Origin of the sequence: Nocardioides sp. (assembly GCF_964228225.1) — a bacterium.
Classification (GTDB): domain Bacteria; phylum Actinomycetota; class Actinomycetes; order Propionibacteriales; family Nocardioidaceae; genus Nocardioides.
Genome location: NZ_CAXQZB010000004.1, coordinates 16453 through 31597 on the forward strand (window position 1 = coordinate 16453; position 15145 = coordinate 31597).

14 protein-coding genes are annotated in these 15145 nt (G+C 75.0%); 3 read left to right on the top strand and 11 right to left on the bottom strand.

Annotated elements, in window-relative coordinates; translation table 11 throughout:
* Positions 1-20 precede the first annotated feature (20 nt).
* The 6 genes from ACERUJ_RS01035 to ACERUJ_RS01060 all read right to left on the bottom strand — a co-directional run bounded on the left by ACERUJ_RS01035 (position 21) and on the right by ACERUJ_RS01060 (position 4869).
* Complete coding sequence (locus ACERUJ_RS01035) at positions 21-677, bottom strand: vitamin K epoxide reductase family protein (protein WP_370246574.1); 657 nt, start codon at positions 675-677, stop codon at positions 21-23.
* The gene (locus ACERUJ_RS01040) at positions 674-1423 is read right to left on the bottom strand and encodes a DsbA family protein (protein ID WP_370246575.1); all 750 of its coding nucleotides are present in this window, start codon (positions 1421-1423) and stop codon (positions 674-676) included. Before ACERUJ_RS01040 ends, ACERUJ_RS01035 begins: the two co-directional genes overlap by 4 nt.
* 21 nt (positions 1424-1444) lie before the next feature.
* Positions 1445-2734, bottom strand: a complete 1290-nt coding sequence (locus tag ACERUJ_RS01045) for a Dyp-type peroxidase (protein WP_370246576.1) — start codon at positions 2732-2734, stop codon at positions 1445-1447.
* The gene (locus ACERUJ_RS01050; RefSeq protein ID WP_370246577.1) at positions 2731-3360 is read right to left on the bottom strand and encodes a copper chaperone PCu(A)C; all 630 of its coding nucleotides are present in this window, start codon (positions 3358-3360) and stop codon (positions 2731-2733) included. The genes ACERUJ_RS01045 and ACERUJ_RS01050 overlap by 4 nt, the downstream gene beginning before the upstream one ends.
* Before the next feature lie 76 nt (positions 3361-3436).
* The gene (locus ACERUJ_RS01055) at positions 3437-4018 is read right to left on the bottom strand and encodes a hypothetical protein (protein WP_370246578.1); all 582 of its coding nucleotides are present in this window, start codon (positions 4016-4018) and stop codon (positions 3437-3439) included.
* A 158-nt stretch (positions 4019-4176) separates the two neighbouring features.
* Positions 4177-4869, bottom strand: coding sequence for a DUF2510 domain-containing protein (locus tag ACERUJ_RS01060; RefSeq protein ID WP_370246579.1), 693 nt, complete (start codon positions 4867-4869; stop codon positions 4177-4179).
* Positions 4870-5038: 169 nt separating this feature from the next.
* On the opposite strand from ACERUJ_RS01060, the gene ACERUJ_RS01065 reads away from it, so the two are divergent.
* Positions 5039-5857 carry a hypothetical protein gene (locus tag ACERUJ_RS01065; RefSeq protein WP_370246580.1) on the top strand — a complete coding sequence of 273 codons (819 nt, stop codon included), beginning with the start codon at positions 5039-5041 and terminating at the stop codon, positions 5855-5857.
* A gap of 64 nt (positions 5858-5921) precedes the next feature.
* On the opposite strand, the gene ACERUJ_RS01070 is transcribed toward ACERUJ_RS01065, so the two are convergent.
* From ACERUJ_RS01070 to ACERUJ_RS01085, 4 genes are all read right to left on the bottom strand, one after another.
* Entirely contained in the window at positions 5922-7106 is a 1185-nt protein-coding gene (locus ACERUJ_RS01070) for an acyl-CoA dehydrogenase family protein (protein ID WP_370246581.1), read from the bottom strand.
* Between the two features lie 151 nt (positions 7107-7257).
* Positions 7258-7944, bottom strand: coding sequence for a calcium-binding protein (locus tag ACERUJ_RS01075; RefSeq protein WP_370246582.1), 687 nt, complete (start codon positions 7942-7944; stop codon positions 7258-7260).
* A 154-nt stretch (positions 7945-8098) separates the two neighbouring features.
* Positions 8099-8797, bottom strand: coding sequence for a dienelactone hydrolase family protein (locus ACERUJ_RS01080; RefSeq protein WP_370246583.1), 699 nt, complete (start codon positions 8795-8797; stop codon positions 8099-8101).
* Between the two features lie 97 nt (positions 8798-8894).
* Positions 8895-9941 carry an NADP-dependent oxidoreductase gene (locus ACERUJ_RS01085; protein WP_370246584.1) on the bottom strand — a complete coding sequence of 349 codons (1047 nt, stop codon included), beginning with the start codon at positions 9939-9941 and terminating at the stop codon, positions 8895-8897.
* Positions 9942-10073: 132 nt separating this feature from the next.
* On the opposite strand from ACERUJ_RS01085, the gene ACERUJ_RS01090 reads away from it, so the two are divergent.
* Together ACERUJ_RS01090 and ACERUJ_RS01095 are read left to right on the top strand one after the other, a co-directional pair.
* The gene (locus tag ACERUJ_RS01090; RefSeq protein WP_370246585.1) at positions 10074-10892 is read left to right on the top strand and encodes a nitroreductase family protein; all 819 of its coding nucleotides are present in this window, start codon (positions 10074-10076) and stop codon (positions 10890-10892) included.
* Positions 10893-10998: 106 nt separating this feature from the next.
* On the top strand, positions 10999-13851 hold the full coding sequence (locus ACERUJ_RS01095) for an FAD/NAD(P)-binding protein (RefSeq protein ID WP_370246586.1): 2853 nt from the start codon (positions 10999-11001) through the stop codon (positions 13849-13851).
* A gap of 12 nt (positions 13852-13863) precedes the next feature.
* Here ACERUJ_RS01095 and ACERUJ_RS01100 read toward each other — a convergent pair whose 3' ends face one another.
* Complete coding sequence (locus ACERUJ_RS01100) at positions 13864-15123, bottom strand: NADH:flavin oxidoreductase (RefSeq protein ID WP_370246587.1); 1260 nt, start codon at positions 15121-15123, stop codon at positions 13864-13866.
* Positions 15124-15145 lie beyond the last annotated feature (22 nt).

Genomic DNA, 15145 nt, shown 5'->3' on the forward strand with positions numbered 1-15145 from the left:
ATCGGTTCTCACGGTGATGGTCACAGCAGGGTGCTCCAGTAGTCCCAGAAACGCTCGAGGATGGCGACGGCGAACACGAGGTACCAGGCGAGCACGATCAGGAACCGCAGGTCCCAGACCAGCGCCGCAGCCCGCGACGTCGGTGCCACTCTGCGCCACAGCGTGGCCCCCGACCACACCGCGAAGGGCAACGTGACCGACCACACGACCATGCACCACGGGCACAGGGCGTTGATGTCGTAGAGGCTCTGGAAGGCCAGCCAGTGCACGAACACCACCCCGCCCGCCGCGCCGAGGGTCTGGCCCGCCAGCACCCAGGTGGGCAGGCGCACCCCGGCGGCCACGAGGACACCGAGGGTGATCACCACACCGAAGGCCAGGACGCCGATCAGCGGGTTCGGGAACCCGAACACCGAGGCCTGGTCGGTGACCATGACCGAGCCGCAGGCCAGCACGGGGTTGAGGTCGCAGGAGGGCCGGTAGCTCGGGTTCTCCAGGATCTTGTACTTGTCGACCGCGAGGGTGAAGGCCGCGGCGAGCCCGATCGTGCCGAGCACCGCGAACAGCACCCCGGTCAGCCGGCTCGGGACGTCCTCGGCGGGGAGGTCGCCGGCGAGCTCCTCGAGGTCGAGGTCCTCCCCGGCGCCCGCCGCGCGAGGGTCGACGTCGGTGCTCACGAGGCCTGGGCCTTCTCGACGGCCGCGCGGATGGTCTCCGGGGCGAAGTCGGGCAGCTGCTGACCGTCCACGAACACGGTCGGCGTCGCGTTGATCCCGTCCTGGCCCGCCGCATCGGTGGTGCGCACGGTCCAGCCGGTGTAGGTCTCGTCGCGGATGCAGTCGCCGACGTCGGTGGCGCCGGCCTGCTCGGCGATGTCGACCAGGTCGTCGTCCGGGAGGCCGGCAGTGCCCTCGGCCGGCTGCTGGGCGAAGAGCTGGCGGTGGAACTCGCGCCACACCTCCTCACCCGAGTCCATCACGCACGCCGAGGCGTTGAGTGCGCGCGTGGAGTAGCGGGTGGTCGAGGCACGGTCGAGGAACGCGATCGTGCGGTACTGCACCTGCGCCGTGCCGTCGGCGATGTAGGAGTCGATCAGTGCTCCGCTGATCTCCTCGAACTGCCGGCACACCGGGCACTGGAAGTCCTCCACGATCTGGATCGTCACCGGTGCGTCGTCCTCACCGACGACGAACGCGCCGTCGGCGTCGACCTGCGCCGGCGCGGCGCCCTGACCGGCCGCGGCGGCCTCGCGCTGGTCGCGGTTGTTGAGCATCGTGACCGCGGCCGCAGCCACGATGCCGACGGCCACGAGACCGACCGCGGCCTGGATGAGGTAGGTGCGGCGCTTCTCACGACGCTGCTGGGCGCGCAGGGCGGCGGCCGCGGCGGCGCGACGCTCCTCGCGGGAGTTCTTCGAAGCCATGGTGGTTCCTCTCAGTCGGGCTCACGCGAACAGCGTGCGGCCCAGGAAGTCGACGGTCGGGTCGGAGGCGGCCGCACCGGGATCGGACGACGGCGCCGCGAGCCCCGGGGGGATCGCGTACACGGCCGACCCGACGGGGGTCACCCACTGGTTGAGTCGGTCCAGCTCGGCGAGGCGCTGCTGGATCGGGACGAACTGTCGCTCCACGTCACGAGCGTAGGCGGCGAACAGCAGTCCGGCCTCCTGGCCGTCCGGGGCGGACGGGTCGGAGGTCACGTAGTTGTAGGGACGGCGCAGGAAGCGCTGTCGTGGGTCGTCGCTGCGGGCCCGGCGCACGTGGGCACCGGCATCGATGACCGGCAGGCCCAGGGCGTCGACGGCGGCGAGGTCGAGCGGGTCGGTCTCACGCTCCCCGGTGAGCGGTGCCCCGGTGTCCAGGCGGCGGCCCACCGCGAACTCCTTGCCCGCGCGCCCGACGGCGTCCCACGTGACGAGCTCGGCACGGATCCGGCGCAGGACGCAGAACGTGCCGCCGGCGAACGCCGGGCCACCGGGGTCCTGTGCGGTCGCCCACAGCAGGTCGGCGAAGTCGCCGTCGGCCGGGTTCGGGTTGGCCGTGCCGTCGACCTGCCCGAGCACGTTGCGCATCGTGGTCCCGGGCGCCTCGGTGCCGCGGGCGCGGCGGAAGCCCTCCTGCGCCCACCGGAGACGGGCGAAGGCGGCGGCGTCCTTGAGGAGCATCCGGCGGGCGTGCGCCAGGGTGAGCGGATCGTCGCAGCCGAGCTGGATCAGCAGGTCGGTCTGGCCCCAGCGGTCCTCCAGCCGATCGATGGAGAACGCGGGCAGCGGGCGCAGGGGCACCCGGGTCCGGGTGAGCTCGGTGAGGACCCGGGGACCGAGGCCGATCGTGACGGTCAGGCGGGCCGGCAGGACCGCGAGCTCCGGCTCGGTGTCACCCAGCGCCGGACGGCCCGCGGTGAGCCGGACGGCGTCGTCGGTGAGCAGCCGCAGCAGCCGCACCAGCTGCTCGCGTGCGGCGCCGGGATCCTCCGACGCCGCGCGCAGGTCGAGCCCGAGGAACACCGCGAACGCCTGCGGCTCGGTGGCGACCCCCGCCTGGTGGGCACCGTGGAACGGCACCACCTCGGCCCCGGGTGGGGGCGCGACCCGTACCGGCGCGGCCGGGGTCGCCGCGCCGGCGGAGGAGCGCTCCCCCACCAGCGCGGCGGCCGCTCCGCCGGACCAGCCCAGTCCCGCGCCGCCCCCGACGGCGGCGCCGCCCTGGAGCATGCGGCGACGGGAGACGGTCACGAGCCCGCGTCCTCCGACGGCATCTCCATGCCGTCCATGCCGTCCATGCCGTCCATGCCGGTCATGTCACCGCCCTGGTAGGTCTCGTCGCCGCCGGCGATCTCCTTCACGGGCGCGGAGACCTCGAGGGTCGAACCGTCGTCGAGGGTGAGCACGACGGTCACGCTCGTGCCGGGCTCCAGCGGGCCGGTGAGGTCCATCAACATCACGTGGTCGCCGCCGGGGCTGAGCTCGTGCGTGCCGCCGGCCGGGATCACGAAGCCGCCCTCCTTGGGCTGCATCGCCATCGAGCCGTCGGCGGCGGCCACGACCTCGTGGAGCTCGACGAGTCCGGCCACCGACGACGTCGCGGAGACGACGCTGAGGTCGCGGTCGCCGGTGTTGACGAGCGTGCCGAAGGCGGCGGTCATGCCGCCGGTGGTCGCCTTGACGTAGGCGTCCGTGAGCTGGACGGCCGCTGCGGGTGCCGACGTCGGTGCGTCGGAGGCGGCGGCGTCAGTGGTGCTGGTCGTGCCGGTGGCGTCGGTGGTGTCGGCCTCGCCGCAGGCGGTGAGCCCGAGGGCGAGGACCAGGGCGGCCGGAGCGGCGCCGAGCAGCGCGCGGGATCGGGTGGTGCGGATGTTCATGCGGATCTCCATCGGGGTGCGCCCGTGGGCGCAGGGTAGGAACGACCGCCCCCGCCCGAACGGAGCGGGCGTGGAGTCAGCCGGTGAGGACGACGAGGCGGAGCGGCGGTCCGGGCGGGGCCCGGTCGCGACGCGTCTCCCTGCCGAGCCGTCGTGGACCCGCGCCCCCGGCCGCGGCGACCGGCACGACACGACGCGCAGGCACCCGCGGGCCGTGGGCGGCCCAGATCGCGACCATGCGCGTCAGGACGTCGTCGACCCGCCGCGCCAGCACCCGCAGCAGCGCGCGCTCGACGCCGCAGCCCAGGGCGGTGCACAGCAGCGCGACGAGCAGGTGGGCGGTGAGCATGGCGGGCGCCGTGCCGCCGTGCACGGCGTGCTCGCCGCCGGCGACGTCGGGCGCCCCGGCCCCGAGGCTCAGCCACAGGCAGTGCCAGGCGAGCTGGGCCAGCAGGGCGGTGGCGGCCAGCGGCAGCGGGCCGGGTCGTCGCCGCAGCAGTGCGGCGGCGATGAGGATCGAGACCGGCAGCACGAGCAACAGCGTCGGGGGCATCGCGGAGCCGCCGGCCAGGCCGTGGGCGACCATCGCCCCGCCGCCGCACACCGTGCCCACGACCACCGCGCGCAGTGCGCGGCCGGCGGTGGACGGCGTCGTCACGGTCTCTCCCTGCGGGGCTGGCGGCGGTCGCCACGTGCGGCGACCCCCTCCAGGGTAGCGATCCGCCCCCGACGCAGCGGCGGCGACGAGCACGACCCGACCGGCGACGTGGCCCATCTCTCATCCGGGCACCTCGCCGACCCGGCGGCGGCCGTGGGTCAGCGCCCGAGCGCGGCGTCGCGGTAGGTGCGCTCCTCGCGCCCGGTGGCGGCGGCGGGCAGCACCAGCACGATCCCGTCGCCCCCGCGGAAGGCGCGCTCGTCGAGCGCCAGGTAGTCCTTGAGCGCACCCTTGCCGTCGAAGGCGATGATCGCGACGTCCAGGGTGGTCATCCAGGCCCGGCAGCCGCGCACCCCGCTCTCGGCGTCGCAGCGCAGCACGGTCTCATCGACCGGCCGGCGCGCCGGCAGGCCGGCCTCGACCAGGCGCTTGCGGATCTCCTTGACCCGGGCCCAGGACGCGGGGTCGGCCAGGCCCGGCTCCCCGGTCGGTTCCCCGGTGGGCTCCTCGGTGGGCTCCCCGGTCGGGGTCTCGGACGGCGTCGCGGCGGGCGTGGTCGGTGCGGGCTCGTCGGTCGGGCCCGCCACCGGCGCCTCGGAGGTGCCGGGCACGAGGTCGCCCACCACGACGGCGGTGCCGGCGCCCGCGAGCAGCACGACGGCGAGCACCAGCACCGGCCACCGCCGCCGGGAGCGGGCGGGGCGCGGCGGCGCGGGGGCACGGCCGGGGAAGGGCGTCATCTGGTAGCCGGGGCGGGTGTAGGCCGTCCAGGCGTCGCCGTCCCAGAACCGTTCGTCGTCGCGGGAGCGGGGATCGGCGTACCACCCGGGCGCGATGCGCTCCGTGTCCATGCCGGTCCTCCTCCCCCACCGCAGCACTGCGCTCGTCGGGGGCACAACCTAGCGGCGGGCGACGGAGGGGCCCAAGACGGCGCCACGGCCACACCCGGGAGGGCCCGCGTGCACGCACGCGCGGTGGCACACGTCACTCCCCCGGGGCCGGCGCCGCTACCATCCGGCCATGGCTCCCTCCCACCGCCGCGCCCGCTGGGCGTCCCTGCCGCTGCTGCTGCCCGTCGTCGCGGTCGCACCGCTGCTCACCCCGCTCCCCTCCGACGCCGTCGCGCCGGCACGCCCCGTGGGCCCCGTCGGCTCCGCGCGCGCCACGGTGCCCCTCACCGCCTCGGCCTCGCAGCTGGAGGTCGGGGACCGCACGACGCTGCGGGTGCGCCCGCCGGCCGGGGTCACCCGGGTGCTGTTCCAGGCCGCCCGTCAGGGGCGCTGGGTCACCGTCGCCACGCGTGCCGTGGGGCGCAGCGGGCAGGTCGTGCTGCCGCTCACCGCCGCGGAGATCGGGACCACCCGCTACCGCGCCCGGTTCGAGAACCGGGGCCGCGTGCTCGGCACGAGCAGCATCGTCACGATCCGGGTGTTCGGGTGGGTGCCCAGCGAGCTGCTCCCGAAGGTCGAGGCGCGTCCCGCGCGGGTGGCCGACGGGGTCTTCGGCGACGGCACCGGGCGCCGGGGCTGGAACGCCACCGTGGAGGACCTGGAGTGGTCCACCGACTACGACACCCGCGCCTGCCTGGCCTTCCGCGGCACCCCGGTGCTGCAGGCCGACGCCGAGAACCCCGCCACGATCCGGTTCACCGTCTCGGTGGGTGAGTCCACCGAGGTCGACGTCGAGCTCACCAACGACTCCGACCAGCCCGAGGCGGCCGCGTTCCCGCTCGGCACCCGCACGGTGACGATCGCGGCGTTCAACGACGAGTTCGACTACTACGACGCCCTGCCGGCCGTGGTCGACTCCGAGTTCCTCTGCGCCGACGACTACCGCTGACCGGACGCCGACGGCCCGGCCCCCGCGAGGGGGCCGGGCCGTCGTGCGTGGCAGGGGTGGTGCGTCAGATCATCGGGCGCATGTAGCCGGGGGCCTCGACGTCGATCATCGACAGCGCCGCGGCGTGGTTGACCAGCCCGGGCACGTTGATCGCGTGGGTCAGCCCCATGTGCGCGTCGCGCCAGAACCGCTGGAGCGGGTGGTCCATGCGCATGCCGTTGCCGCCGGAGCGGGCCACGATCTCGTCCAACGCGCGCACGGCCCGCCACGAGGCCGCGACCTGGTTGCGGCGGCCCAGAGCGCGCTCCTTGAACTCGTACTCCTTGCCGGCCGCGACGCCGTCGTAGACCCGCGACACGCCGTCGAGCAGCGTGATCCGCGAGGCGTGGATCTCGGCCGCCGCCTCGGAGATCGCGTTCATGACGTAGGGGTCGTCCTTGACCTTGCGGCCGGTGATCTGCACCCGGCTGCGCTGGTAGTTCAGGTGGTGCGCCAGGGCGCCCTCGCAGATGCCGATCACCGCCGAGGTGATGCCGAGGGGGAAGATCGAGGAGAACGGCATCTGGAACGTGGGGTTCTCCAGGCCGCGGTCGCGCCAGGCCGAGCCGTCCACCAGGGAGGTGTAGGTGACCGTGCGGTACTCCGGGATCAGCGCCTTCTCGACGATGATGTCCTTGCTGCCGGTGCCCTTGAGGCCCACGACGTCCCAGGAGTCCTCGACGATCGTGTAGTCGCTGCGCGGGATCAGCACGTGGATCAGCTGCGGCGGGTCGAGCAGCGGGACGCCGTCCTTGTCGCCGAGCAGCGCGCCCAGGAACAGCCACTGGCAGTGGTCGGTCCCGGAGGAGAACTGCCAGCGGCCGGAGAACTCATACCCGCCGTCGACCGGCTTGAGCACGCCCATCGGCGCGTACGGGGAGCCGATCCAGACGTCCTGGTCCTGGCCCCACACCTCGTCCTGGGCACGGGGGTCGACGAAGGCCATCTCCCACGGGTGCACGCCGACGATGCCGGAGAGCCAGCCCGTGGCGCCGTCGAGCTGCGCGAGCCGCATCGTGACCTCGGCCCACTCGCGCGGGTGCACCTCGTACCCGCCGTGGGTGGCGGGCTGGAGCAGCCGCATCACCCCGGCGTCGCGCATCAGCTTGGCGGCGCGGTCGTCGAGCCGACCGAGCTTCTCGTTGACGGGGCCGAGCGCGGCCAGTTCCTCGGCACGCTCCTCCACCTGCTGCATGACGTCGATCGCCACGGGTCCTCCTCGGGATAAACTAGAACGCGTTCTAATTATGCGCAGATGACCGCGTTTCGCGACACCCCGAAGTTGAAACTTGCTCCCGCGTGTCGCACGACGGCCCCCGCGCAGCGTCTGCGAGGGGCCGTCGAGTGCGGTCGGAGGCGGATCAGGAGCGGCCGATGCGGTCGCGACCGGCGCCACCGACGACCCGGTCGGCGCCGGGACCCGAGCGCAGGAAGTCGTTCCCGCGCCCGCCGTAGAGGCGGTCGTCGTCCTTGGCCCCGTTGACGAAGTCGGCGCCGTCGCCGCCGTAGACGACGTCGTCGCCGCGGTCGGCGAGGACCCAGAGCCGGAACCGGCCGGGCAGGTCGCGGCCGTCCACGTAGTCGTCACCGAGGCGCGGCCAGACCTGCACGTAGGAACGGCGGCCCTCGAAGCGGCGCGGGACCGCGCACACCACCGAGATCCCGCGCGCCACCTTCTCCTTCTCGCAGCCCTTCGGCAGCGGGCGCACCCGAGGGGTGCGGGTGTCGCGGAACCGCAGGGCGTCGCGCTTCTCGATGTAGACCACGCGCAGGTGGTTGCTCTGCTGGCCGGAGATGTAGATGTAGCCCGAGCGGGACTTGCGGACCTGCGCCTGTCCGCCGATGTCGGACACGCCGGCGTCTCCGGGGCCGAGCATCATCGGGGGCCGCGGGATGCGCGGTCGGGCCGCCTCGCGCGGGGCCGGGGCCGACGCGCTGCGCTCGTGGCCGGTGTCGTCACGGGGCACGGCCGCGGGCGCCACCGTGGCGGTGGCCGTGAGGGTCAGGCCGACGGTCAGCGCCGCGGCGGGAATCGAGGTGAGTCTCACCCGAGAGCCTCCTAGGGGATCGTCCTCGCCCCCGCCGATGCTCTCCGGTCCGGCGGGCGCACGAGCTCCCCACCGTACGTGCGAGGCGCGGGGGCGGCCGAAACGGGCCGACTGTGAGGCGGCCCACGGCCGGGCCCCCGCGCGCTCGCCCGGATCAGGACACGCGGGCCTTGAGGAAGCCGACCGTGCGGTCCCAGGCCTGCGCGGCGCAGCCGGCGTCGTAGTTGCCGGCCTTGTCCTCGTCGTTGTGGAAGGCGTGGCCGGCCGGGTAGTAGAAGAACTCGACCTCCGCCCCCGACTCCGCGCGGATCTGCGCCTCCTGGGCGTGGGCCTGCTCGACCGGGTAGAAGCCGTCCTGCTCGGCGTAGTGGCCCTGCACGGCGGCGGTGAGGCCGGCGTAGGCCTGCGGCACCGCGGGCCCGACACCGTAGAACGGCACGGCGGCGGAGACCTTCTCCCCCGCCTCCACGGCGAGCAGCAGCACGAAGCCGCCACCCATGCAGAACCCGACCGTGCCCACGGTCGAGGAGGTGACGGCGTCGTGGCCCAGCAGGAAGTCCACCGCGCCGCTGAGGTCCTTGGCGGCCTGCTCCACCGGCAGGCTCATCATGAACTCCCCGGCCTGGTCGGAGTCGTGCGCCACGCGCCCGCCGTAGAGGTCGGGGGCCAGGGCCACGCAGCCCTCCCCGGCGAGCCGGTCGCAGACGTCGGCGATGTGGTCGTCCAGACCCCACCACTCCTGGACGACGACGACGCCGGGGCCGCTGCCGCCGGCCGGCACCGCGAGGTAGCCGTGGGCCTGGTGGCCGTTGCTCGGGAAGGTGACGTTCTGACGCGGGTTGGTCTCAGACATGTCCTCCACCCTAGGCGCGCCGGGCGCCGGCCCCCTCACAGTGAGGGGTGAGGGGACCGCCCGGCAGCCCGGCGGCGCCGGACTCCTGGGGCCCGACTCACACGGCGATGACGAGCTTGCCGAAGTTGGCGCCGCGCAGCAGGCCCCGGAACGCCTCGGGGGCCTGCTCGAGCCCGGTGACGACGTCCTCGCGGAAGCGCACGCGCCCCTCCCGGACCCATGCGGTCATGTCGCGCTCGAAGGCCTCGCGGTGGGTCGGCTCGAACTCGGACTGGATGAAGCCCCGCACCGTCAGGGACTGCGTGAGGACCCGGCGCATGAAGCCGGGCAGCCGGTCGGGGCCCGCCGGGGCCTCGGTGGCGTTGTAGTCGGCGATCAGACCGCACACGGGGATCCGGGCGTAGGTGTTCAGACGGCGGGTGACGGCCTCGGTCACCGGGCCCCCCACGTTCTCGAAGTAGACGTCGACCCCGTCAGGCGTCGCGGCCGCGAGCTGCTCGACGAAGTCGGGCGCCCGGTGGTCCAGGCCGACGTCGAAGCCGAACTCCTGAGTGAGCGCGGCGGCCTTCTCCGGGCCGCCCGCGATGCCCACGGCACGGGCTCCGCGCAGCCGCGCGATCTGGCCCACCGCCGATCCGACCGGTCCGGTGGCGGCAGCCACCACGACCGTCTCGCCCTCGGCCGGGCGGCCGATCTCCAGCAGTCCGGCGTAGGCGGTGAAGCCCGGCATGCCGAGCACGCCCAGGGCCAGGGACGGGGAGAGTCCGTCCCAGACCGCGGGGTCCAGGACGCGGGTGGCGCGGGCGTCGACGACGTCGTGGCTCTGCCAGCCGCTGTAGGCCAGGACGAGGTCGCCGACCGCGCGGCGGTCGCTGCGCGAGGCCACGACCTCGGCCACCGTCGCGCCCACCATCACCCCGCCCAGCGGGACCGGCGCGGCGTAGGACTTCGCCTCGCTCATCCGGCCGCGCATGTAGGGGTCCAGGGACAGGTACCGCGTGCGGAGCAGGACCTGACCCTCGGCGAGCGCCGGGAGGTCGGCCTGCTCGAGCCGGAAGTCGGAGTCCTGCGGCTCCCCGACGGGGCGGGCGGCGAGCACGATGCGGGTCGTGGTGGTGGGCGTGGCGGCGTCGTCGGTGACCATGGATCGAACCTAGTCCGCCCGCGCCCACGGGTCGTGGGCATGCTGGACCGGAGGGCACCGCGTCGTGTCCCGGCCCACATCCCACCCCCCGAGCCCCACCCCCGAGCCCCACCCCGACCCCGAGGAGACCCGGTGACCGCCCCAACCCAGCCGACCGACCAGCAGGCCGACCAGCAGGCCGACCAGCAGGCGATGATCGAGATCGACGGCAAGCGGCGCTATCACGAGCCCGCCGTCGACGTCGACGAGGCGGGACTCGAGGCGTTCCGCGAGGTCGTGCGCGGGCGGCGCTCGGTGCGGCGCTTCACCGACCGCCCGATCCCGCCCGAGGTGCTGCAGGAGTGCCTCGACCTGGCGATGCTCGCGCCCAACTCCTCAGGCCTGCAGCCGTGGGAGTTCTACGTCGTCCGCACGCCGGAGACCAAGCGGGCCCTCGTGACGGCCTGCCTGGGCCAGCTGGCCGCCAGCACGGCCGCCGAGCTGATCGTGTGCGTCGCGCGCACCGACCGGATCCGGCCGCACGCCGCCCAGATGCTGCGGGAGTGGCCGCTGGCCGACCGCAACCCGCTGGTCACCCGGTACTACCGGCTCATCCCGTGGCACTACGCGCCCGGGCCGCTCGACCTCGCCGGCCGGGTCAAGCGCCTCGCCTACGGTGCGGTCGGGCTCGTGCGGCCCATGCCGCGCGGGCCGTTCACCCGCGCCGACCTGCGGCTGTGGGCGGCGAAGTCCACCGCGCTGGCCTGCGAGAACCTCGTGCTCGCCCTGCGGGCCCACGGCTTCGACAGCTGCATGATGGAGGGCTTCGACGAGGCGCGGGTGGCACGACTGCTCGACCTCGACGCCGCCGCCGTGCCGATCATGGTGATCGGCGCCGGCGAGCGCGCCCCCGACGGCGTCTTCTGGCCGCAGGTCCGCTTCGACCGCGACCAGTTCGTGCACGAGGTCTGAGCTCCCACCCCGGGGCGCCGGAGTGACGCGCCGGGCGTCCGGCCATTCCATCTAAATCAGATCAGGTCGATACACTTCGTCCGATTCTCGGATCGAAGGAGACCCCGTGACGTCCAGCCCCCACTCCGGCCCCACCCCCGGCCCCACCCCCGGCTCGTCGACCGGCCCGTCCACCGGCCACCCGCGCGCACCGATCGGACGCCCCACCATCGTGGTGATCGGCGCCGGTGCGGCCGGCGCGCTCACCTGCCTGCACCTGGCGCGGACCGCCGCCCGACGCTCCACCCGACTCGACCTGGTGGTCGTCGATCCCGCCCCGCGGGTCGGCACCGGCACCGCGTTCGGCACGTGGGAGGAGGACCACCTGCTCAACGTGCCCGCCGCGGGCATGAGCGCACTGCCGGAGGACCCCGGCCACTTCGTCGCGTGGCGGCGTCGCACCAGCCCCGCCACCGCCCACCCCTACGAGTTCGTGCCGCGCCGTGAGTGGGCGCGCTACCTCGAGGAGGTGCTGCGCGGCGCGCTCGCCGAGCACGCGGGCGAGATCACCCTGACCCACCACCCGCGTCGCGCCGTCGCGCTCGATCCCGCCGACGCCGGGACCGACGGTGCGGTGGTCACCCTCGACGACGGCACCCGACTGCACGGCGACGCCGTCGTGCTCGGCACCGGGCTGCCCGCCCCGGCGACCGACTGGGCGCCCGCCGCGCTGCGCGCGTCCCCCTTCTTCGTCCCCGACCCCTGGGCCCCGGGCGCCCTCGACGTCGTGCGGCGCGACCGGTCCGGCCCGGCCGACGTGCTGCTGGTGGGCACCGGCCTCACCGCCGTCGACGTCGCCCTCACCACGCTGCGCGAGGCCCGGCCCGACCGCACCCTCCATGCCACGAGCCGATCCGGGCGACTCCCCCACCGCCACGCGCCGAGCATGCTGCCGCCGGTCATCCCCGACGTCAGCGACTGGGGCCACGACCTGGACTCCCTGCGCGGGCACGTGCACCTGCACCTGGAGCAGGCGCGGGCCGACGGCGGCGACTGGCGCGCCGCCGTCGACGGGCTGCGGTTCCGCTTGAGCGCGCTGTGGCAACGGCTGGACGAGGAGTCGCGCAAGGGCTTCCTCGCCCACGACGCCGCCGGCTGGAACCGGCTGCGCCACCGGATGTCCCCCACCAGCCACCGCCGCGTGGACGACCTGCTGGCCACCGGCACCCTCACCCTCGGGGCGGGCCGGGTGCTCGACGCCGCACCGCTCGCCGGGGGCGGACTGCGGGTGCACCTCTCCGACGGCGACGTGCGCGAGGTCGGCTGGGTGGTGAACTGCACCGGGCCGCGGCTCGACGTGCGGGAGGTCGGCGACCCGCTCCTGGACGACCTGCTCCGCACCCGCGCGGACGGGCGCAGCCTGGCCGTCGCCGCCACCGCGGGGATGGGCGTGTGCACCGTCGAGGGCCGGCTGCGCGACAGCGCCGGACGGCTGCGGGTGCCGGTGTGGACCCTGGGCGCCCTGCGTCGCGGCGAGCTGTGGGAGTCCACCGCGGTACCGGAGATCCGCGCCCAGGCGCTGGGCGTCGCGACCGCGGTGCTCGACGCCGTCGCCCCGGTCCCGCGCCGCCTCGCCGACGGTCGCCTCGTCAGCGGCCACCACCCGGTGGCCCGGCCGCGCGACCCGCTGGGGCTGCCGCTCTCGGCCACCGCCGAGGCCGCCCTGGCCTTCAACGCCGGTCTCGAGCGGGTGATGCGACTCCAGGACGGGGCGGAGGAGCAGCTGCGCGAGGCCGCCCGCCTCGACCCCGGCTTCGCCCTCGCCCACGCCGCCCTCGCCCTGCTGGGCCACGAGTCCGGCGCGGCCACCGACGTGCTCGGCAGCCTCGAGGCCGCCGAACAGGCCGTCACGGCGCGCGGCGACGACCGCGAGCGCAGCCTCGTCGCCGTCGTGCGGGCCCGGGTGGACGGCCCGCGCGCCCACGGCGACGCCGCGCTGCTGGGCCACGTCGCGGCCTATCCGCGCGACGTGCTGGCGGTCTCGGCCGCGGTGCCGACCATCGCCTTCTCCGGGGTCACCGACGTGCGGCGCGAGGCGTGGGAGCTGGTCGAGGGTCTCGCGCCGGCCTACGGCGACCACTGGTGGTACCTCTCGCTGCTCGCCTTCACCCGCCAGGACCAGGACCGCTTCGAGGAGGCGGGCCTGCTCGCCGAGAGCGCCCTGGCCTGCGAGCCCGCCTCCGGCCACGCCGCCCACGCCCTGGCCCACGTGCTCTACGAGACCGGCCAGCACGAGCAGGGGCGGGTGTGGCTGGACCACTGGATCGCCCAGAACGGCCGGTCGGCCAACCACCGGGCGCACTTCTCCTGGCACGCCGCGCTCCACGAGCTCGCCGAGGGTGACACCGAGGCGGTGCGGCGCCGCTACTACACCGAGCTCGCGCCGCCGACGGTCACCGGGGTGCGGGCCCTGGTCGACTCCGCCTCGCTGCTGTGGCGCTGGCGGATGACGACGGGAGCGTGCTGGGGTGTCGACGGCGACCCGGTGCCGCCGGTCGCGCCCGTGCTGGCCGCCGTCGACGCCGAGCTGCTGCGGCACCCGCCGACCCCGTTCACCGCGGCCCACGCGGCGCTGGGCCTGCTCGCCGCCGGCGACGACGCCGGCCTCGCCGAGCTGGGCGACCACGTGCGCACCAGCACCGATCCGGTGATGTCGACGACGGTGGCGGCCCTGGTGGACGGCTTCGAGCGCCTGCTCCGCGGCGACCACGCGGGCGCGGCCCTCCGGCTGCAGGCCCTCCTGCCCGCGCTCCCCGACCTGGGCGGGTCGGCCGCGCAGCGCGAGGTCGTGGAGGAGACCCTGCTCTTCTGCCTGCGCCACACCGATCGCGCAGCCGCGGCGGGCGACCTCCTGCGCGCCCGTCGCGCCCGGCGGCCGTGGCCGCTGGACGAGCGCCGCGTGGCCGCGGCGCTCGTCTGAGCCGGTCCGGCGTCAGGGACGGGCGACCAACCGGGCTCGGCGGCGCTGGCCGCCGAGCCCGCGCACGGCCTCGCCGCCCACGAACCGGGCGGCGGCCACGACGGGGTGCAGTCCCGGGTCGGGCTCGGCTCCGGCGCCCATCCGGGCGATCTGGGTCTCGTACCACTCCGACTCCCCGGCCAGCCCGGCGACGGTCGGGAGGGTGTAGCGCGGCAGCTCGCGGCCGGGGTCGCCGGCGAGCAGCTTGGCGGTGAGGTCGGGGTCGATCGCCAGCGGGCGGCCCAGGCCGATGACGTCGACCCCGCCGTCGGCCAGCAGCGAGACCATCGCCTCACGGGTGCGGATGCCGCCGGTGAGCATGAGCGGCACGCCGGCCGCCCGGGTGCGGGCCCGCCGGGCGAAGGAGGCGAAGTACGCCTCCTTGTGCGTGGCGGGGCCCGACGAGGGGTCGGCGTCGGTGAGGCCGTCGACCTCGCCGAACAGCGCGGGACTCTCGTAGGTGCCACCGGAGATCTCGATGAGGTCGACGCCCTCCTCCACGAGCATCCCGACGACCTGCTCCGCGTCGTCCTCGGTGAACCCGCCGTGGCGGAAGTCGGAGGCGTTGAGCTTGACCGCCACCGTGAACGACGACGACGTCGCGGCCCGCACGGCCCGCACGCTGTCGAGCAGCGCCGTGGCGCGCCCGCGCACGTCCCCGCCCCAGCGGTCGGTGCGGCGGTTGACGTGGGGGGACAGGAACTGGGCCAGCAGGTAGCCGTGGGCGGCGTGCACCTGCACGCCGTCGAACCCGGCGTCGGCGCAGTGCCGGGCGGCGGTGCCGAAGCCGGCGACGATCGCCTCGATCTCACTCACGCTCAGGGTGCGCGGGCGCCCGAAGAGCCCCATCATCCTGACCGCGCCGGCGTCGGCGCTCGGGGCGACCGGTCGACGGGCCACGAAGCGGTTGGTCTGGCGACCCGGGTGACCGAGCTGGGCGATCAGGGGGCTGTCGGCCGCGGCGTCGCGCACCCGCCGCAGCCGGACGACGTCGAGGTGACGGTCCGCCACGATGTTGCGGCTGCGCTCGAGGTAGCGACGATCCACCATCAGGTTGCCCGTGATCAGCAGGCCGCCTGCGGCGCCGCGCGCCCACCGGGCGTAGAGCCGCTCGTGGGCGGGGGTCGGCTGGTTGTCGGCGTCGGCGAGGTTCTCGGTCATCGGCGCCTTGGCGATCCGGTGCGGCAGCACCAGACCGCTCGGCAGGGTCAGCGGGGAGTCCAGGTCGGCCATGGGGACATGCTCCCCCACCGGC